This window comes from Streptomyces sp. NPDC001668 (assembly GCF_042893155.1).
Classification (GTDB): Bacteria; Actinomycetota; Actinomycetes; order Streptomycetales; family Streptomycetaceae; genus Streptomyces.
Window position 1 is genome coordinate 145,869 of record NZ_JBIAUQ010000002.1, and the last position, 20,003, is coordinate 165,871.

Genomic DNA, 20,003 nt, shown 5'->3' on the forward strand with positions numbered 1-20,003 from the left:
ATCGCCTGGGTGAGCACCCTGTCCACCGAGGGCGTGGGCAACCTGGCCCCATCTCCTTCTTCACGGTCGTCGGGCGCAACCGCCCCGGTTCTCGCCCCGGATCTCGCTGTCGTTCCAGCCGCGCGCGGACGGCGCCACGCTCCAAGGACAGCTTCGTCAACATCCGGGACACCGGCGAGTTCGTCACCAACATGGCCACCCTGCCGCAGATCGACGGCTTGAACCGCAGCGCCTCCGAGTTCGAGCCCGATGTCGACGAATTCGACGCGGTCGGGCTGGAGAAGGTGCCGTCCGAAGCCGTGCGTCCGCCGCGCATCAAGGGCACGCCCACCGCGTTCGAGTGCACCGTCGAGCACTTCTTCTCGTCGCCCGACGGCCTCAACAACGCCGTCTGGGACAGCGTGGTGCGCTTCTACGTCCGAAATGACCTCCACTTGGGCGGCCGGATCGACTTCGGCGCCCTCGCTCCGGTGGGACGACTCGCCGATCGACACGCCCCACTGGTTGCCGTCCGGCTCCACCACGACCCTCGAGTGATGGTGACAGCCGGACGCGGTGACCCTGCCTCCATGGACCGGGCTCACCGTGTCCGAGCCGTCCTCGACAACCCCGTTCACCGGCTGGAGCCTGTTGAAGAAAGTCGATCTAGTTCGCTTGGCGTCTCAGCGGTACCTAAGGTGGTCGGGAGATGGCCGCGGGGCTGGGGACGAGCGAGGGAGGGGTCGTCATCGACCGGGTGGAAGTCAACGGTGCCGAAGCCGACACCGCGGATCTGAAGATCCTCGCGCGGTCCAACTACTCGCATTTCTCCTCGATGCAGGTGCGGGACAGAGCCGTCCGAGGACTGGATCTGCACCTGAAGCGGCTGGACGACGGTACACGGGAGCTGTTCGGAACGGCCCTCGACGCCGATCGGGTGCGCTCCTGCCTGTGGCACGCGCTCCATCATTGCCCGGAAGCGGTGTCCGTTCGGGTGACCGTCTTCAGCCGCCATCAGGAAGCCGTGCTGCGCGGCGAGGACGTAGAACCGGACGTGGCCGTGGCAACGAGCGCTCCCATCACGGCGCGGACCTCACCAGTGCGGCTACGGACCGTGCAGTACGAGCGGGACCTTCCCCACGTCAAGCACGCCGGGACGTTCGGACTCAGCCTCCGCCGACGCCAGGCGGTGCTCGCCGGATACGACGACATGCTGTTCACCGATCGCCACGGCCGCATCAGCGAAGCCTCGATCTCGAACATCGGTTTCTTCGACAGCGAGCGGGTCATCTGGCCCGAGGCCGCCGTACTGCCGGGAATCACGATGCAGCTGCTGCAGCGAGGACTGGCGGCCAAGGGCATCCCGTCCGACCGGCGTGAGATCCACCTTCGAGACCTCGGAGCCTGGGCGTCCGACACCCCCGCCCTCGCAGCCTTCCTCTCGAACTCCATCTCGCCGGCCGTCCCGGTCGCGGGCATCGACTCGGTGGCGTTGACCGTCGATCCGGACGTGACGGACCTGCTCGTCAACTGCTACGAGACCAACCCCTGGCAAACCGTGTAGGCGCGGCTGGGACCATGCTGGTCACAGCCACTCGTTCACCGGACGGCCAGTCTGTCGTATTTCATGGCCACGGCCCGGTGGTGATCGCGGCGATTGATCCCGCACTCGGCGCCATGCCGCTCGCGGGAGTCGCGCTTGTCGAACGTCGGCGTCCAACTCAACGGCGATCCCGCCGGGCGGCTCCCTTTACAGGTGCCGGCCTCGATCGTACGGATGCACAACCTCGCCCTCGCCGGATAGGCCAGTGGCCGCACGGTGGCCCACCGTGCCCGAGGCAGCCAGAAGATCCGCTTGCGAGACAGCCCGTAGACCCGGTTCAAACAGGATCTCGGCGCAGCGCAGGCACCCGAGGCGTGCACCAGGGTCTTCGGCAGCGACGCGACTTGTGCCAGCCACATCGAAATCCGCTGCGACCAGCGCGGGGGCGGTCTCTTTGCCGATGCCGGATGACACTGTCAGAAGTGCAGCCGAAGGTCTGCCGCGTGCAGGCCTGGGCCAGCCAAACTGCCATTGATGAGTGCCGTCGGGACTGGTACAAGTGGCGAGTGACAGAACCTCTTGTTCCTCGCCCGGGTGGCCACGTCGCGTCGAAGCCCGGACGGTGGACCCGGCAGTCCGCGGGTGGAATGTTCGCCGCCCTCGCAGCATTCCTCATCACTCGTGACGCCACGTTCGGGTTCTTCAGACACACGTGGCCCGACAGGGCGTACACCGCTACGGTCCTCACAGGTCTTGCTGTGTCGGCCGTTGCTTACGGCCTTGCCGTGTCGTGGCTCAGGCGATTGCCCTGACGGGGCAACTCACACCAGGCTTTCAGCGTTGCTACGAGATCGCCTGCTGCCGTCGCCGCTGACCAGCGTCGCCGACCTGGTCGGGTCCGTAGTCACCAGCGACGCCCTGCACACGCAGCGCGAGCACGCGCACGCCGACTACCTTCCCCGGAACCCGCCGGGCCCGTCCGCAGGACCGCAGGACCGGCAAGACCACCGCCATGACGGTCTACGTCTTCACCGGCCTGACTACCGAGCAGATCCCCGCGGTCCAGCTCGCCGAACTCGTCCGCCCCCACTGGAAGATCGAGACGCTGCACCACGTCGGCGACACCACCTTTACCGAGGATGCCTCCCACCTGCGGGCTGGCAACGCACCCGCGCGATAGCCCCACGGCATGCTCGGTGACACTCTCACCGCCATCGCGCATCTGCCAAGTAGGGGGACGGGGCCGAGCGGCGAGGGTTCAGGCGTCAGCGCACCCCAGCCGCGCCAACAAGGCACCACTGTAAGTGCGATGAGTCTTGTCATCGCGTTGGTCCCAAGGCCCGCGCGTGCGCCGGCACCATCGAAGACCAGCATCAACGGGCGGGGCATCAGGTCGGAGCGCTCGCGCCGCGCCAAGAAGTCGGGCGCGCCCACCTGGGGACTCCATTTGCTCGAAAAGGGGCAAGATCGGCTCGCCCGGGTGTGGCAGTCGTCGGCGGCCGGGGTTTTTCACGAGGCCGGCCACGAACGGCGGCGCGCTCCTTCGGGCTTGCTGCCAGCAGGTCGGCCGTGCTCTCGAACAGCCGGACATGAAGCGCTTCGGCACTTACACCGCTTGCTCAGGGCGTCGACGCCGACGTTGACGCCGTTTCGGGATCGGCCCGGAGTCGTCCCGGCACCTGTAATCCACGCGCAGGCTCGGCGACGGTCTCGAGGGGAGAAGACCGTCGCCGAGCCCTGATGGTGTGCACGCCCCTCGTCCCCACGGGGGCTACACACCGGGCCACTCCGCACAATGGCCCGCCCTGAGTGCTGCGGTGGAGGTTTGCTACACCGAGGTGGCGTTCTTCTCGGGCGCCGTCTCGACCGGGATGCGGTGCAGTCCCTTGCGGTCGTACCACCCCAGCACCCCGAAGCCGAACAGCAGGGCCGCCACGAGGCCGGCGGCCATCATGACCCACCCCCGGGTCAGGCCCGCGTCGCCCTGCGCGTCGTAATAGAGGATCGCGCGGATGCCGCCCGCGATCTGGCGCAGCGGCTCGAACTCCGCGAGGAAGCGGTAGAAGCCGGGCAGCGCCTGAATCGGTGTGGTGGCGTTGGCCGTCGGCACCGCCATGCCGATGAAGACCAGCGTCGCCACCAACATGCCGGGCGTGCCGAACACGGCGAGGAGGGTGAGCGCGCCGATCCCGGAGACCGCGACGGCGCACACCGAGAAGAGCCACAGCAGCGGCAGGTGTGAAGCGTCCATGCCCATGATGCCCACGGCGCCGACCATGACCAGGGTGCCCATCACCAGGGACAGGACAGCCATGAGGGTGCTGCTGATGGCGAGGGTCTGCACCCGGGTCGCCGGGATCAGCGGACGGTGGATGCGCAGCGGGCCCATGTCGTTGTGGGTGTAGCCGAGGGCGTGGTCCACCTGGCCGCTGATCACGTTGGCGGAGAGCATGCCGCACACAACGAGGGCGAGCGCGTAGTAGAAAGCCGTCAGGCCCAGGCCACTGTGCGAGTCGATCGGATGACCGTCCTTCACCGTCACGGCGGCCGGATCGGCCAACAGGACGCGTGCCGCGGCGGGCAGCTTCGCCTGCTGGGCGCCGGCCTGTGCGGACAGCTCCTTGCCCACCTGGAGCGATGCACTCTCGGCCGCCTGCATCGTCGCCGTCCGGGCCAGACCGGAGCCCAGACTGCCGGCCGACTGGTTGGTGAGGACCGTCAACTCCGGGCGGACCGGGGTTCCGGCGGCCTCGGTGCCGGTCAGGGCGGCGACCGAGGACGTGAAGTCGGCGGGCACGACGAGCGCACCGTACAGCTTGCCCTTGCCGAGTTCCTCCTTCACCTTCCCCTCGTCCATCACCCTCCAGTCGACCTTGTCCCCTCCCGCGGTGGACTTGCTGATCGAGTGGGTGATCTGGGCGCCCAGGTTGACCTGCTTGCCGCCGATCGCGGCCCCCTTGTCGGCGTTGACCAGACCGACGGGCAGCTTCTTCATGTGGCCGGCCGGGTCGATGTTGGCGCCGACGTACAGCACGGCGAACAACAGCGCGAGAACTCCGGTGATGACGCCGCTGGCGATCCAGAGGGGTTTCGCGCGCAGCACGCGGAAGGGGTGAATTCCGTTCATGACTTACTCCGGCCTGGACAACACAGCTACATCGGGAGGAGGGAGACCGGACGGCACCATCGCTGACCGGGGATTTCCTGTCGCAAGACCCTTCAGCACGGCGGACGGCGACAGTTGAGGACAAGCCCTGCCGACGCCCCGACTGCCGACGGCGAAGCTGGCGACAGCACCCCGTGGATCACGGTCCCGGCCGGCTCCCAAAATGGAAACCGGCCGGTTTCAAGACAATAGTAAACCGATCAGTTTCCATATGCCAAGTCGGGGCCGTCCATGCCTTACGTCGCACGCCACCCGTCGGCGACGCGGCCCGTACGCCTGTGGGATCCGCCGCAACGCGCAGGGACGCCGACACACCGCCGAGGTCGCCCGGTCCACGGAGACCACCGACGCGAACTGCGGGAACGGACCGACGCGATCGCGGCCGAGTGGCGCAAGGACGCCCAAGAGCCGGTACGGCCGCGGCGCTTCGTCGCGATCTGCGGCTTCGCCAGGCGTCGACTACACGGCCCTGGTCCTGGCATGCCTCAGGCTGGGCGCGGCGACCCTGCCGTTGCCAGCGAATCCACCCCTCGTCCGGCTGCCCTTCCGAGATGGGCGACGCGGACGGCTGACCTCTGCTGAGCGATGTCCTCACCGAAACGCTCGGCGATACGGCCCGGCGGGCAGCGGGTGTCCTCCTTGTCGTGCACCAAGGCCGCACAGAACACAGCCGCGGGCCAACTCACCCCGGGCGGCGCCCTCGTGGGCGTAGTGCGGGCGCACGACGTTCAGGACGTTGGCCGGCGACGGCGGTGGCCAAGCCATGGGCACCGCAGGGCCACTTACCGACGATCGACGTTCATGACGCTCCCCCGTCGGATACCGGGTGCGCGGCGACCCACCCCGGAAGAGGCTGTTTGCGAGCGCGGTAGGCGTGCGTGAGGGCGCCGCGCGCCTGTTCGGCGCCGTCCTCGGTGATCTGGTAGAAGCGGCGGCGGGGACGGCCGGCTTCCTCGTGCACGGCGGGGTCTTCCCAGATGCTGTCCACCCAGCCGGCTCGTTCCAGGCGGGCCAGAATCGGATAGATCGTGCCCGACGGCAGTCCCGCCAGCTCGCACAGCTCCAGGCCGTAGCGCTGTTTGGCGGGATCCTCAAGCAAGGCCCGCAGCACCAGCTGGGTCTGCAGGGTCATACGCAATGTCCCCATACCCGTACTCTACATAGCCTATATACGGGCTTTATAGAAGTAATCACGCCATGTCATCGCAGTGGCGCCCCCCTGCTCTGGCCCGCCGTTGGCGCCGTCCGAGTCCTGGTGAATTCCCGCCCTTCCCGTCCCACACACGACTGCGCAGCCGCGTCGCCCGAGCCGCTTGCGATGGAGGCTCTGGCACGGACGAACGGTCGCTGCCTCGGCTGAATGGCCGATTCTCCGGCGCCGTAACGCGGACAGCTCGGCTGAACGGCTGATGCCTCTGACCTGCGGTCCGGCCGAGAATTCAAGCGACGGCAGGCGGTGCACTGGGCCTGAGTACAGGCACGGCCTCGCATGTCCCACACCCCAGTCTGGGCTGCCGTCGGTGTGTCCATCCTCGAAGGGAGACGTCCCCGTATGACAGTCGCCGTCGACACGGAGATCGACCCTGCGCGGGGCGCTCCTCTGGCACAGCGGGAAGCCCGACGAGGGTTTACCGGCGGCCTCCTCCGCATGCATCGTGTGCCGCTCCTCGCCACGGTGACGATGCTTCCGCTGTATCTCGCGTGGGCGTTCATGCGTGCCAATGGCGGCGGTGACCTGGCGGCCCAGGACACGTGGGCACGTTTCGCCGCCGAGCATGGCGACTCGGCGTACGGACTGTTCTGGTTCGGCGGGCTGCACACGGCGAACTACAGCCTTCTGTCGCCGTACTTGATGGGCTTCTTCGGCGTGCGCACGATCGGTGTCGTCTCCGGCCTGGCCGCCGGCTGGTTGGCCGCCGTTCTGCTGGTCCGCTCCGGGATAAGACGTCCGCTGGCGCCCGCGTTGATGGCTGCGTTCGGACTGTGGGTCGATGTCGCGGCGGGCCGCGTGACCTTCGCGCTGGGCGTCGCCTTCGGGCTGGCCGCGTGTGTGCTGCTGGTGGGCCAAAGGCGCCTTGGGCTGGCCGCCGGGTACGCCATGCTCGCGACGACGGGCAGTCCGGTGGCCGGGCTGTTCCTGGTGGTCGCTGGCGCGGCCTATGGCCTGGTCCGCGACTGGAGGCGGGCCGCCGTGCTCATGCTTCCGCCATTCGTGGTCGTCGGTGCGACGACACTGCTCTTCCCGTTCAGCGGCGAGCAGCCTATGGCGACGGGGCGGATCTGGTGGCCCGCGCTGCTGGGTGTCGCGGTGGCCGCGTTCGTACCGCGCGGCTGGCGGGTGGTGCGGCTCGGTGGCGCGGTGTACGCGGTGGGCGTCGTGGTCACCTACTTCACGCCCTCCCCCATAGGCTCGAACGTCGAGCGTCTGGCGCTCCTGTTCGCTCCCGCCGTATTGCTGGCCGGCTTGCTCTGCACGGACCAGCGCGCCCCTTACCGACGCGGCGGGCTGGCGCTGGCGCTGGCCGGTTCCTTGTTCTGGCTGGGTTCGGGCACGCCCACCTCTTTCCTGAAGGGCTCGGACGCGATCCCGGCCTGGGCCGCCGACACGCACGGGCTCGTACGCGAACTCGACCGGCTCGGCGCGGTTCGTGGACGGGTCGAGGTGGTCCCCGCCCGCGACCACCGCGAGGCCGCCGTGCTCTCCTCCCACGTCAACATGGCGCGCGGCTGGAACACCCAGCTGGATATGGAGCGAGGCCGCCTTTTCTACGACGGCACTCTGTCCCCGGCGACGTACCGGGCCTGGCTGGACCGGTGGGCCGTCGGCTATGTGGCCGTGTCCGACGCCGAGCCCGACCGGTACGGGGCGGCGGAGGCACGCCTGATACGCCGTGGTCCGGCTTGGCTGGAGCCGGTGTGGAGCGACGCGCACTGGCGGCTGTACCGGGTGCGGAACGCGGTGCCACTCGTACCGGCGCCCGCGGAGGTCGTGAGTGCTTCGGACGCGTTTCTCGTCGTACACATGCCGAAGCCGGGCTCGGTGACGGCACGCATCGAGTACTCACCATGGCTGCACGCCGACAACAGCGGGTGTCTGCGGAAGCAGGGCGAGTTCACCCGTCTCACAGTCGACGCCCCCGGCTTCTACCAGATCTCGTCCGAATACGCCTTTGCGCACGGCACTCCGACGCCCTCCACTCGGACCGTGTGCTGATGTGCGGCAGGAGCCGGGTGCGCCCCTCTCAACGCGCGAACTTCCAGGTGATATGGGATTCCGTCACCCTGGTCACGGTCACCGGGATGTCGATCGTGGTGCCGTCGTTCTTCTGCCCGGTGCAGATGATGGTCGTGCCGACGACGTTCTTCAGGCCGGTGGGACAGGACACCCGCACCCGCTCACCGACCCAGGGAAGCGGGTGGTACTTGCTCTGGGTCCGACCCGCGACGATCCTGGGCTCCAGGGCTTTGTGGCCGTCCACCACCATGGTGTCGAACTCGTCGAGCTCGGTCGTCGATTCGGTGCCGGAGGCCAGACGGGTGCCGATGCCGCCAAGGACGAGCACGGCGGCCGCGCCTCCGACGACGCCGACGAGATACCGACTGTCCGGCATACCCCTCTCCTGACATGCAAGAACCCGAAAGGTACCAGCCTGATCGTGCGCGCCCTCGGACACCTGCGCCGCATACGGTGATCTCCATGAGACTCGCCTGGGTGCGCAGTGCCGCGCGAGGCGCTGCGGTGGGCGCCCTGCTCGCGGTATCGGTCGTCGATCTGCTCGTCGCGAGTGATACCGGCTATGCGCTCTGGCCTCCGGTGATCGTCCTGCTGGCCGGCCTGACCGCGGTGCTGTGGCCGAGCGCACGACGGCCCCGGTGGCTGACACCGCAGCTACGCACCAGCGCACCCGCACTGCTGTCGTTCCTCTATACGGCAGGCTCGCTCCTGCGACACCGCAACGCCCCGTTCGGCCCAGGTGAGATCGCCGTCCTGCTGTGCCTGCTGTTCATTGCCGTACGGCACTGCCCACCCCGCTGGGCCATGGTGTGCGGTCTATCGTGCGCGGGTGCACTGCTGGCCACTCCGGCCCGGTACTTCCGGACGCTGTGGGCGGGTGACGAGGCACCGCTCTATGAGCTGGTCGGCCTGATCCTGGTCGGGCTCACCGCCGGGCTCGCCGCATACCTGCGCTCGCTGGACTACCGCCGTACGGTGGCGATCGCCGAGACACGGCGGGGAGAGCGACTGGCGATCTCGGCCGATCTGCACGACTTCGTCGCCCACCATGTCACCGGCATCCTCGTCCAGACCCAGATGGCCCGCATGATGGCGCCCGACAGGCCGGAAGAGCTCGACCCCGTCCTTGCAGCGATCGAAGGCGCCGCCACACAAGCCCTGGCCTCCATGCGCCGCACGGTCGGCGTCCTGCGCGACACAAGGTCGCCGGCCTCGGACCTGCGCCCGGTCGGAGAGCTGGCCACCATCGCAGACCTGGCGAAAGGCTTCATGAGCCCCGGCCAGCAGGTCATCCTCGACCGGCATACCGACGTACCGGATGATCTGCCGCACGAAGTGCAGACGGCCGCCTTCCGCGTCGTCCAGGAGGCGCTGACCAACGTACGACGCCATGCCGCCGACGCCACGCAGGTCACCGTCGCCCTGCGCTACGACGCCCGGCAACTGGAGGTCACGGTGACCGACGACGGCCGCGGCGGCACCCAGCTCCCGGCCGCGGCACACGGCGGCGGCTTCGGTCTCGTCGGCCTGCGCGAACGCGTCACCGCCCTGGGCGGCGAACTGCACACCGGGCCCAGGGCCGGACAGGGATGGGAACTGCGAGCGGTACTCCCGACCGGCGGGAACTGAACTACGCGCGGGGCAGGGCGGGTCAGAGCCGAGGACGTGCGGCAGGAACCTGCGGTCGATCCACCGGGTGCAGCACCTCGGGGCGCCCTGATCGGCTATGCGAGCGTGTTCGCCCCATTGTTCTTCCTCTACGAGCTCACCGAACAGCGCACCCCTAGGGAACCCGTCGAACGCCTGCGCGCGCATGGAAAAGCCCGGGCACGAATGGTTCTCTCGGCTTCTCGGGCATGCAGGTCGACGATGACTACCGCGTGGCCTTCCGACGTCATGGACGACGCTGACAGCGGCGGCGGATTGATGTGGCCCCCGCACTGCGGGGTGACGGCCTTTGCACTCCCTCGTCGATCCGCCACGGCAGCCTTGGCGACCTGCGCCGATGAGTTTGTGGTCGCCGTGCCGTCTACCCCTCGACGAAGGGAGCGCACCATGCGCAAGATCATCGTTTGTACGTTCCTGACGCTGGACGGCGTCATGCAGGCACCGGGCGGTCCGGACGAAGACGTTCAGAGCGGCTTCGAGCACGGCGGCTGGCAGAAGCCGGTGACCGACGACGAGGTCGGTGCGGCCATCGCCGGCTGGTACGAGGACTCCGACGCGATGCTTCTGGGCCGCAAGACGTATGACATCTTCGCGTCGTACTGGCCGACCGCTGATCCCGACAATCCGTTCACCGATCGAATGAACAGCATGCACAAGTACGTGGCGTCTCGAACCCTGACGTCCGTCGAGTGGCAGAACTCCACGCTGCTGGAGGGCGACACCGCCGACGCCGTACGCGAGCTGAAAGCGTCCGACGGCGGCAACATCAACGTCGTCGGCAGCGGCGACCTCGCCCAGACCCTCATGCAGCACGGCCTCGTCGACGAATACCGGCTGACCATCCATCCAGTGATCATCGGCACCGGCAAGCGGCTCTTCGCCGGCGGAGCAGTCCCCACCGCGCTCGAGCCGGTCAGCGTGTCGACGACGAAGGGTGGCACCATCGTCGGCGTCTACCGGCCGACCGGGAAACCCGGTTACGACAGCTACTGAGCTTGTTCCTGCCCCGAGCGCCGACGTTGTTCGCATGGCCACACCGGCCGTCCGTTGATCCACATCCATCGCGGGTACACGCGTCGGCATGGCTGAAGTGGTGCAGGCTGGACTGTGGGGGTTGGTGGCGGGCTCGGCGCTGCTGCTCGGTGCCGCGCTGGGATACGGGCTGCGGGTGCCGCAGAAGGTGATCGCGACCGTGATGGCCTTCGGCGCCGGGGTGCTGTTGTCAGCGGTCTCCTTCGAACTGGTCGGGGAGGCGTACGACCAGGCAGGGCTCACCCCCGCTGCCGTCGGCACCCTCATCGGTGCCCTGGCCTACACGGCGGGCAATGTGTGGCTGGCCCGCCGAGGCGCCCGGCACCGCAAGCGCTCCGGTCACGCGCAGGCTGCGGCGCAGCCCTCGGAGGCCCAGCAGGGCGGTTCCGGGATGGCGCTCGCACTCGGCGCGTTGCTCGACGGGGTGCCGGAGTCCGCGGTGATCGGCGTGAGCCTGCTCGACGGGGGCGCGGTCAGTCTGGTGACCGTGGCAGCGGTGTTCATCAGCAACGTGCCCGAGGGGCTGTCCAGTTCGGCGGGGATGAAGAAGGCCGGCCGCACCAAGGGGTACGTCTTCGGCGTCTGGGCTGCGATCGCCGTCGCGAGCACGGTGTCGGCCGTCCTCGGCTACACGGTGGTCGGCGCCCTCTCCCCCGCCCTGATCGCCGCGGTCACAGCAGTGGCGGCCGGCGCGATTCTCGCCATGATCGCCGACACGATGATCCCCGAGGCGTTCGACGACGCCCACCTGGCCATCGGACTGATCACCGTGAGCGGCTTCCTGGTCTCCTTCGCCCTCTCCCACGCCTGAGCAGGTTGTCGCGCGCGTCTCGGTGCAGTGGGTTCGGTAGTCGGACCAGGCAGTGTGCCGCTTGTTCCAGCAGTGCCAGTTCCATGCCATATGGAGGAATCGCATCGCAACAGCGCGGGCCTCAGCGGGCCGGGGCGCCGTCGGTCGCCCACAACCGGAGGCACTGGCAGGACCCCGAGTCCGTCCCAGCCCAAGGACTCGAACGTCCACAAAAAAGTGTTCGTCGCCTGTCGTTCAGCGGCGATAGCCTCGCTGATCATGGGAGCACGAGCGCAATACGTGGTGGTCGAGAACGGCGCCTGGCAGCGGTACTACTCACACTGGGCCGCCAACCGCGTCGTCGACGACCTGCTGGCCGGTCCGGTCGCGGCGACACGCTGCTTCCGCGCCAACCGGGAGATCGACGAATGGCTCGACGACGTGTGGTGCGAGGGCGCCGCACTCGTCGACCACGACCGCAAGGTCCTGCTCTGGTTCACCTCCACCGACAGCTGGGCCGACTACGAAGCCGCCCGCGCCGTACTGTCCCGTACCTGGTCCGGCTGGGATGTCCGCTTCGCGCACGACGGCATAGGCGATCTGACCCACCATCTGGGCCTCGGCCGGAATCTCACGCGTTCGCCGGGCTGGATCGAGACCTTCGAGCCGGCCGGGTTCGCGGCCACCGAAGACACCGACCCTTGCACCGTGCTCTCCCTGCTCCTGCCTGACGGAAGCGTTCAGGCGTGGGGCAGCGACTGGGAGCCCGTCGATCACCTCGGCGCCGGCCCCGGTCTGATCGACCTGCTCCTCGCGACTCCGGCCACTCCTGCGCTCACCGACATGCCGTACGGCGGCGTCCACTACGACCCGCAGGCCCGCACCGTCTCGCTCTGGGCAGTGCAGAACGTGGCCGGTATCCACACCTGGCCGCTGCCCCGCTGGGAGAACTGGACCCTGGAGTTCCACGGCGACGACCACACCCACCAAGCCGGACTGCTTCCCACCGGCTTCCCCTTCCCGCAGACCCCGCTCACGTCAGCCCTGCGGCGGCTCACCGACCGCCTCGGCACCCCGCCCCCCGACAACGGCTCGGTCCTTGCCGCCGCCACTGCAGTGCTTGGTGCGCACGGCGCCGTCCCCGTGGTCAACCCGGCTGCGCTGGTGCCGCACGAACCGGCGGATCCCACCCCGGCCGAACTGGCCGCCCTGCGCAGGGCACTCGATGCACTGATCGCGGAGGCGGAGGTCGACTGAGCCCGCCATCAGGCGCCGCCCCGAGACCGGATCTGACAGCATCACGGCCCACTTCCTCGGCATGCGCGACGTAAACCGGCGGTGACTTCGGATCCAGGCAACGGCTGGCATCCGCCGTACGCCTTCTCATGGCTTCCTCCAGACGAAATCGGGTGAGACCGTCTCCTTTCCGAGAAGTTCGTCATTGGAGATCGCCGAGCCTCTCGGAAAGCCCCGGCACAGGCCGGCTGACCGCACGACGGGTCGCCCCCGGCGCGATCAGCCAGAGGGCGTCGGGGTGAGGGCAGACGAATCCGTCGTACAGCCGCCGACCTGCCCGCCGGTCTCGGTCAGCGGCCGGAACGCCTTTGCGTGCCACCGAGATTGTCGACCTGTCGATCCTTCACACTCCACAGCAATCGCCGGGCTCTCACATCCCTCGGGCCTGCTCCAGATTTGCGCGGTGAGGGCCAGAGAGCCAGTCCGCGTGCGGCCCCAGACGCGCGTCGACGGGTTCCCGGCCCCGCCGGAGCGCGTCGATGTAGGCATGATCGGCGGCTAGGCGGGCCGCCACCTGGGGGCCCTCGGCAACGGCACCATGGCCGGGGACCACGACGTCGGCGTGCTTGGCGGCCTCTTCCAGTCGGTTGAGTGCCGTCTGGTAGGCGTCGACCTGACCGACTTGGCGAACATCGAGGAGCGGGATCAGGACGTCGGAGAGCATGTCCCCGGCGATCAGGACGCCCCGGTCCGCGAGGAGGATCGCGGCGTGGCCGGCAGCGTGCGCCTGATGCTCGATGATCTCGCCCGGTACGGGTCTGCAGTCCGCGGGGAGCGGGGTGATGAGCGCGACCAGGTCGAGGGGGATGCCGGCCGCGCTCTGCGCCGCCATCGCCTGCGCCCGTTCACGGGCCGCCCCAGCAACGTGGGCGGCGGCGGGGGTGGCATAGCGCGGTACATCGCCGAACCGGTGATGCCAGAGCAGGTGGTCCCAGTGGGGATGGGTGCAGAACCCGGCGACCACCGGAATGCCGAGTCGGTACAGGTCATCGGCGAGTTCCTGCAACTCGGAGCCGTTGATACCGGGATCGACCAGGATCAGCCCGTCCTCCCCGCGCACGACGATGGAATTAGACCAGACCCACTCGCTCTGCCGGGCCCAGACGCCGTCAGCCACCTGCCGCAGCACGCTCATCTCCACTCCCATCGGTTGGTTACGTGCTGAGACTGCAATTCGCCGTCAAACTCATCGCTCAAAGACGACGCACTGGCGGATATCAAGAGGTTCCATTACCACGAGACCGGCATCACCCCCGGCAGGGCACAGAGCCAGAGCCGCATATTCCACGAACTCAGCGCGGGCAGCGTAACGGTCACATAGCGTCAGACCATGGACCTGATCAGCGGCGTCGTCAGCATCGCCTACTCGCATTTCTACGTCAGCGAGTTCGTGGAGCCCGGATTCGACGACGCTGCGCAGGCACCGGACTTCCACACCGGTGCTCCGGTGATCCTCAGGCCCGGACAGCTCACCATCGTCAGTAATGTGCAGTCCCACGACGCTTGGGTGACGCTCATGCTGTCAGATGTCCCGCCTGTCCAGCAGACGCAGGAGTGGCAACTGCTGGGCGCCTGGTCCTATCCGCCGGTGTACGGAGGCCGGATGGGGATATCGGGCCCCACCACCGGCCCCGCGATGCCCGCCATGGGCTGGGTCTCCGGAGGGCAGTGCGATGACCGTTCGCTGCCACTCGACCCGTCCACGGTCTACACCGTCCACGTCTACGCCAGAGGGCGTCAGAATTCCCGAGACCGATACAAGGCAGCTATGGGACGTGAGGAGTGGGGCGCACATGAGGGTTTCGAGGACTACGTGCTCGCCTTCATTCCTGCCGGTCACCAGCCGAAGCCCCAACCCACCCGGGATCGAGGGCGGAGGAGTCCGTAGCAGGCGCGGAACAGATCATGGTCCTGAGAGTAACGAGGCATCGGAGGGCCAAAACCAGCACGCACGCCTCTGTCACAGCCACTGCCACTGCCACTGCCACTGCCACTGCCACATCGGGCCGGGCGAACGCTAGGACCATCCATTCTTGACGCCACGGTTCTACAGCCCGAATGCAACGCGTCGAACATGAACCCGGCGGCGTTCCTGACGCCCGAAGTTGGTGACCGGCGCATTCGGAACCCCGCTAGCGCTCATGGACGAGTGAATCGACGTCGCTGACGGGCCCTGCGCCGATAGCTCTTCCGTACGGCTCCCACGGATCTCCGGCCTCGGCTGACCGTCCGATCCCAAGCACTCGGAGAGTCACCAAATCCCGTTCAGGGAGCACTGTTTCGGGCATGGCCGGGAAAGCCAGCAGGACGCCGCCGACCTGCCATTTTCTTCATTCGCCGCACGAGGGACGTAGCGGCTCTCTCCCAGTCGGGATACGCGAAGGTAAATCCGGCCTCATCCAGCCGACCCGGCACCACCCGACGGCTCTTGAGCAGCAACTCCGTGTCCGAGCGCAGCGCGAAGGCGCCCACCTCGGCCATCCAGCGCGTGGCGGGAAGCCCCACCGGGACGCCCCAGGCGGTACGCAGCGCTCGCATGAAGTCGCGGTGCGGAAGAGGGCCGGGGGAGGCGAGGTTCACCGGCCCTTCGAGGTCGTCCCGGGTGATCAGGAACTCCACGGCTCGCACGAAGTCCTCCTCATGGATCCAGGAGACGTACTGCGCGCCGCCGGCCACCGGACCGCCCAGTCCGAGACGCACCAGCCGCGACAGCACGTCGAACACACCGCCCCGATCCGGGCTCATGACCATCGCCGAGCGCAGCGCCACCTTTCGGGTAGTGGGAGTCGGCGCCTCGGCCTGCGCCCGTTCCCAGTTCTCCGCGATCTTGACGCTGTAGGCCCAGTAGTCCGGCACCCCGGTCTCCGACCCTCCGATCACCCCGGTCGCCTCGTCGTGTGCGGCATCGAAGCGATGGGCGTAGACCGTCGCCGTACTCATCTGCAGCCAGACGCGCGGTGGCCGCGCGGCGGCGGCGATCGCCTCGCCGACCACCCTGGTGGAATCGACCCGGGAGTCCATCATCGCCCGCAGGTTCTGGGCGGTGTAACGGCAGGAGACGCTGCGTCCGGCCAGGTTGATCACGACATCGCAGCCGTCGATCGCCGCGGCCCAGGGCCCGAGTGTCGCCCCGTCCCAGCCGATGTCGCGGGCCCGCGCGGGATGACGGGTGATGACTGTGACCTCGTGGCCGGCCGCCGTCAGCGCACGGTCGAGGACCCTGCCCACCTGCCCGGTTCCTCCGGGCAGCACTACCTTCATGGTTCCCCCTCGCCTTCGCTGGCATCAGGGTAGCCGACATTTTTGAACGTGTTCAACTAGGAGTCTGGTGTGCGTCGGAATGGGCGCCCGTGCAGACCGTCGTCGATGCTCTCGTTCGTCGGCCCGTCGCCGACCTGGCCGGGGCTCCGCCGCGGAGGTTGAGCTGATGTGCCGCCGGACGCTACAACCGCTTCGGCTCGGCGGCGGCCACTTCGTCGTCCCGGTCGAGCGGGATGCCGCCGCAGCCGCCGCCGAGCCCGTTTGCCCCTATGCCTTCCCTGTACCTGTCGCCCACTTCGCGGGGGGCGGGCAGTTGTGACTGAAGTACTTGTCGGAAGGGGTGGCGCTGATCCGGTGCCACGGCTTGAGGAGGAACGGCGCGGGCGCGGTTCCGGCCGGCGAGAGTTTCAGGGTGGTCCCCCGCACCTTGAAAGCGAAGCTGAAGAATTCGCCGGGCTTGTTGGAGCCCTTGTGGGGTGCCTTGGTGTAGCCACCATCGATGATCTCCCAGGAGAATGTCGCTCCCGAGAAGCTGACTTTGCCGTAGGCCCAGGTACAGGCGTCCTTGTTCTCCTGGCTGTAGGCGAGGCGATCGCCTTTGAAGACGTAGACCCACTTGCCGTAGTTCTCCGGAATGTCCTCGTGAGGGTCTGGGCCTGCGGCCAGAAGGTCGGCGTGTGTCGTCGTTGCCGTATAGACCCCACGCAGCTGGGCGGTCGGGGACTGGGAGGGTGACTGCGACTTCTTGGAGTCTTTGCCGGCGTTCTCCGAGCAGCCGGTCACGATCAGCGTCGCGCCCATGACCAGTGCGGCAAGCGCTGCCGTGGCCTTCTTCATGGTGGCCTCTTCTTCCGCTCGACAGTTCGGGATCCTGGCCGCCTGAGCCCCGAACGACCCGTCGCGATGTCCCGACATTACGGTTTCGACGGTCACCGCGCATTCGGACCCACCCTGACACAGCCCAGCCGCCCGGACCCCCACTCAGACTCCGATTTGGGCGTAGAACAGCGGTGTAGTCCTCGCCGCCATACAGGGACTCGTAGCGAATCTTGGGTGTGAGCCTCCGATCGATCAGATCCTCGACTTCGACGTGGTTCTGCGGGTCGTAGCTCGCGACACTCAGCAAGTACTGTTCATAGTCCGTGCCAATGACCTCTCCTTGGTTGCAGGTCACGGCAGATGGTCGGATCGACGGGCGGTCGCGGACGTAATCGACACCGGGTGCGTTCCAGGCGCCGATCACTTCGTCATCAACGGTGAGCGTGCTGTCGACGATGACCGCCGGTCCGAGTCCGGAGTTGATGAGCCGGATCCCAGCTCTGCCTCCCACCGGCCGGCCGCGGTGTAGTTGGAGTATCGGGCGCACCGAGTGGCGGCTGTGTTGCCGCATGGCGTGGGTCTGATAGACCGAGACAACCAGCGACGCGACAGCGATCACAACCGCGCATATCGCGGTGACGGTGTCTGCGTTCATCCAGACCCCCTGGCGAAGTCTCGTCGCTCAGACAGAACTTGAACCAATCAGCGTGTCCAGCCTGGCCTTCACCGGCTGGTCAAGGGGCCTCACCGTGAGTCGTGTCGTGTTGTAGCGGCTAGTACTCCAGTCGGACCACTGCAGCAGCCTGTGTGGACAAGGCAGCACTCGGACAACCACGCCCGACGACACCGCCGAGCCGGTCGAGGCGGCTATCGGCGCTGAACGTGGCGGGGGCGGTGCGTCGCAGCGTGGGCGGCCCCGACCGCTGCGGGCTGGATGCCGGGCTATAGTCACAGCGTCGCGAAAAACGATGTCCCGCGGGTCCACCCGCCGGGCATCGCGCATACATCGATGCAGATGGTTCTGATCGGTGAGCGTCTCCTGCCGAGACCGGACATCCCGTCCGCTCACGGCGCTGACAATCGCCGACGCGTGTCGGCGCTACAGAGGAGCGCAGCATGCAGAAGACCATCGCCATTGTCGGAGCGGGACTGGGCGGGCTGACGCTCGCCCGAGTACTTCAGGTTCACGGCATCGCCGCGACGATCTACGAGGGTGAGGCTTCGGCGACGACCCGTGCACAGGGCGGCTTGCTCGACCTCCACGAAGAGACCGGACAGGTCGCGCTTCGCGCAGCTGGTCTGTACAACGAGTTCCTCACTCTGGTCCGACCGGGCGAGGACGCCAAGCGCGTGGTCGACCGCCACGGCACAATCCTTTTCGACATGCCCGCGGACCCCGGTTCGGCCCGTCCAGAGGTGGATCGGGGCGAACTCAGGCGCCTGCTCATCGACTCGCTCGCGCCCGGGACGATCAGGTGGGGTCACAAGCTCGCCTCGATCCGGCACCGTCCGGAGGGCGACTACGCCCTCACCTTCACGGAAGGTTCCGACACACGCGCCGACATCGTCATCGGCGCGGACGGTGCCTGGTCGAAGGTGCGTCCGCTGCTCACCCTCGCCGAGCCTCTCTACAGCGGAACCTGCTTCATAGAGATCGCCTTCACCTCGGGCGGCCGGAACCATCGGGCGAGCGTGGCCGCGATCGGCAGCGGCACGCTGATGGCGGTCGCGCCGGGCAAAGGCATCATCGCCCACCGCTACTCCGAGGGGCACGTGCGCGGATACGTGGCGCTGAACAAGCCCGAGACGTGGATGAGGTCGATCGACTTCGGCGACCCGTCCGCCGGCCTCCGTCAAGTCGCCGACGAGTTCGACGGCTGGTCGCCGCTGCTCACCGCCTTTGTGACAGAGAGCTGCGCGGAACCCTGCCTCCGACCCATCTACGCCCTTCCCGTCGGGCTTGAATGGGACAGGGTGCCCGGCGTCACGCTCGTCGGCGACGCCGCGCACCTGATGTCGCCCTTTGCCGGCGAAGGCGCAAACCTCGCCATGTACGACGGTGCCGACCTGGCGAGCGAGCTGGTTGAGCAACCCGACATCGAGGCCGCGCTCACCGCCTACGAAGAGCGGCTGTTCCTGCGTGGTAGCGGCGCCGCAGGCCGCTCGGCGCAGAACCTGGAAATCTTTTTCGGCCGGGAAGCACCGCAGAGCGTAGTCACTCTGTTCGATCACTCCTGATACCCCGGTCCGGGTTCGCCATCATCTTGCCGCGGCCCCGGCTGGGAACAGGTGTGGCCATAGCCTGGCCCCACGGCGATGTCCGCACACCAGTCGCGACGCTCAACTCCCGCCCCGGACACGGTCATCAGTGCCGATCCACCTCATTGTGTTAGCCGTTGTAACTCCTCTCTCTATGGCCTGATCGTCCGTTGAGTCGTGCATGACGGATCTGATTGCACGGTTGGTGCCGGACGAGTTGTGAACGGTGTTCCGGCGGGTGGTCCCGCCGACGCAGGTCATACGTCCGCAGGGCGGCGGGGGACGGTGGGCTGGTGGCCGCGAATGCCTGGCGGCGATCGTCTTCGTAGCCACCTCAGGATGTACATGGCGGCAACTGCTGGGCCAGGCTCCACGTGGTCATCCTCGACGAACTCGGCGCCAGAGGAGACTTGGACTGTTCGAGGTGCGCGGTCGACTCCGTCAGTTTCCGGGCGGCAAAGAGGGGGCCACTGACCGGACCGAATCCGGCCGACCGTGGCAAGCGCGATCGAACAATTCACCTGATCACGGTCCGGAATGTTCTGCCCCTGTCACTGGGTATCTCCGACGCCAACACCCGCGACGGAAACCACTGGTGCGAGGGATCCCACCCATCCGCTCCCGCCGCGGCCCACGCCGCCGACGTCCGGCCAAGCTCGGTGCCGACAAGGGATACGACTACGACCACCTGCGGCGATGGTGGCCGTGCAAGAGAGGCATCCGCCACTGCATCGACCGCAAGGGCATCGAGTCTTCACCGCGCCTCGGCCGGCACCGTTGGATTGTCGAACGGACCGTCTCGCAAAGCCGAACTTCCTCGCCTTCGTCGCCATTGCCCCGGCTCTCATTACCCGGCGTCGCCTGGCACAACGCCAGACATCTCACCTGTGTTCGATGTCGAGACCAGGCGGTGGGCTGCACGACCGCGCAGTACCACATGGTCCGTCCGGGCTGA

At 67.8% G+C, this 20,003-nt stretch carries 16 protein-coding genes and 1 pseudogene; 11 read left to right on the forward strand and 6 right to left on the reverse strand.

Going from position 1 to position 20,003, the window contains the following annotated elements; all coding sequences use genetic code 11:
- The first annotated feature begins 191 nt into the window (after window positions 1-191).
- The 3 genes from ACFYZ8_RS06175 (at window position 192) to ACFYZ8_RS06185 (ending at window position 2,702) form a co-directional block, all read left to right on the forward strand.
- Window positions 192-776 (forward strand): hypothetical protein, encoded by a 585-nt coding sequence (locus ACFYZ8_RS06175; protein ID WP_388531866.1) that lies wholly within the window; start codon window positions 192-194, stop codon window positions 774-776.
- Window positions 689-1,543: an aminotransferase class IV family protein gene (locus ACFYZ8_RS06180; protein ID WP_388531865.1), complete on the forward strand. Its 855-nt coding sequence runs from the start codon at window positions 689-691 to the stop codon at window positions 1,541-1,543. The genes ACFYZ8_RS06175 and ACFYZ8_RS06180 overlap by 88 nt, the downstream gene beginning before the upstream one ends.
- Window positions 1,544-2,534: 991 nt before the next feature.
- Window positions 2,535-2,702, forward strand: coding sequence for a hypothetical protein (locus ACFYZ8_RS06185; RefSeq protein WP_388531863.1), 168 nt, complete (start codon window positions 2,535-2,537; stop codon window positions 2,700-2,702).
- Between the two features lie 648 nt (window positions 2,703-3,350).
- Here the strand turns inward: ACFYZ8_RS06185 and ACFYZ8_RS06190 are convergent.
- Window positions 3,351-4,649, reverse strand: coding sequence for an SNG1 family protein (locus tag ACFYZ8_RS06190; RefSeq protein WP_388531861.1), 1,299 nt, complete (start codon window positions 4,647-4,649; stop codon window positions 3,351-3,353).
- 838 nt (window positions 4,650-5,487) lie between these two features.
- A complete protein-coding gene (locus ACFYZ8_RS06195) occupies window positions 5,488-5,835 on the reverse strand; it encodes a PadR family transcriptional regulator (protein ID WP_388531859.1) in 348 nt (115 codons plus the stop codon).
- A gap of 501 nt (window positions 5,836-6,336) precedes the next feature.
- On the opposite strand from ACFYZ8_RS06195, the gene ACFYZ8_RS06200 reads away from it, so the two are divergent.
- Complete coding sequence (locus ACFYZ8_RS06200; protein WP_388531857.1) at window positions 6,337-7,902, forward strand: hypothetical protein; 1,566 nt, start codon at window positions 6,337-6,339, stop codon at window positions 7,900-7,902.
- A 28-nt stretch (window positions 7,903-7,930) separates the two neighbouring features.
- Here the strand turns inward: ACFYZ8_RS06200 and ACFYZ8_RS06205 are convergent, their stop codons facing one another.
- On the reverse strand, window positions 7,931-8,299 hold the full coding sequence (locus ACFYZ8_RS06205) for a DUF4333 domain-containing protein (RefSeq protein ID WP_359038840.1): 369 nt from the start codon (window positions 8,297-8,299) through the stop codon (window positions 7,931-7,933).
- Window positions 8,300-8,385: 86 nt separating this feature from the next.
- On the opposite strand from ACFYZ8_RS06205, the gene ACFYZ8_RS06210 reads away from it, so the two are divergent.
- The 4 genes from ACFYZ8_RS06210 to ACFYZ8_RS06225 all read left to right on the forward strand — a co-directional run bounded on the left by ACFYZ8_RS06210 (window position 8,386) and on the right by ACFYZ8_RS06225 (window position 12,670).
- Complete coding sequence (locus ACFYZ8_RS06210) at window positions 8,386-9,552, forward strand: sensor histidine kinase (RefSeq protein WP_388531855.1); 1,167 nt, start codon at window positions 8,386-8,388, stop codon at window positions 9,550-9,552.
- Window positions 9,553-9,978: 426 nt separating this feature from the next.
- Window positions 9,979-10,584, forward strand: coding sequence for a dihydrofolate reductase family protein (locus ACFYZ8_RS06215; protein WP_359038844.1), 606 nt, complete (start codon window positions 9,979-9,981; stop codon window positions 10,582-10,584).
- A gap of 88 nt (window positions 10,585-10,672) precedes the next feature.
- The gene (locus ACFYZ8_RS06220; RefSeq protein ID WP_388531854.1) at window positions 10,673-11,434 is read left to right on the forward strand and encodes a ZIP family metal transporter; all 762 of its coding nucleotides are present in this window, start codon (window positions 10,673-10,675) and stop codon (window positions 11,432-11,434) included.
- A gap of 258 nt (window positions 11,435-11,692) precedes the next feature.
- A complete protein-coding gene (locus ACFYZ8_RS06225; protein WP_388531852.1) occupies window positions 11,693-12,670 on the forward strand; it encodes a hypothetical protein in 978 nt (325 codons plus the stop codon).
- A gap of 409 nt (window positions 12,671-13,079) precedes the next feature.
- Here ACFYZ8_RS06225 and ACFYZ8_RS06230 read toward each other — a convergent pair whose 3' ends face one another.
- Window positions 13,080-13,844, reverse strand: coding sequence for an MBL fold metallo-hydrolase (locus ACFYZ8_RS06230; RefSeq protein WP_388531850.1), 765 nt, complete (start codon window positions 13,842-13,844; stop codon window positions 13,080-13,082).
- Between the two features lie 195 nt (window positions 13,845-14,039).
- On the opposite strand from ACFYZ8_RS06230, the gene ACFYZ8_RS06235 reads away from it, so the two are divergent.
- The gene (locus ACFYZ8_RS06235) at window positions 14,040-14,597 is read left to right on the forward strand and encodes a hypothetical protein (protein WP_388531848.1); all 558 of its coding nucleotides are present in this window, start codon (window positions 14,040-14,042) and stop codon (window positions 14,595-14,597) included.
- 377 nt (window positions 14,598-14,974) lie between these two features.
- Here ACFYZ8_RS06235 and ACFYZ8_RS06240 read toward each other — a convergent pair whose 3' ends face one another.
- Together ACFYZ8_RS06240 and ACFYZ8_RS06245 are read right to left on the reverse strand one after the other, a co-directional pair.
- Complete coding sequence (locus tag ACFYZ8_RS06240) at window positions 14,975-15,970, reverse strand: TIGR01777 family oxidoreductase (protein WP_388531846.1); 996 nt, start codon at window positions 15,968-15,970, stop codon at window positions 14,975-14,977.
- Between the two features lie 267 nt (window positions 15,971-16,237).
- Entirely contained in the window at window positions 16,238-16,807 is a 570-nt protein-coding gene (locus ACFYZ8_RS06245; protein ID WP_388531844.1) for a hypothetical protein, read from the reverse strand.
- Window positions 16,808-17,905: 1,098 nt separating this feature from the next.
- Here ACFYZ8_RS06245 and ACFYZ8_RS06250 point away from each other — a divergent pair.
- Together ACFYZ8_RS06250 and ACFYZ8_RS06255 are read left to right on the forward strand one after the other, a co-directional pair.
- A complete protein-coding gene (locus tag ACFYZ8_RS06250; RefSeq protein ID WP_388531842.1) occupies window positions 17,906-19,027 on the forward strand; it encodes an FAD-dependent oxidoreductase in 1,122 nt (373 codons plus the stop codon).
- Between the two features lie 247 nt (window positions 19,028-19,274).
- Window positions 19,275-19,912: pseudogene (locus ACFYZ8_RS06255) on the forward strand (transposase); the annotation flags it as partial.
- Window positions 19,913-20,003: the final 91 nt, after the last annotated feature.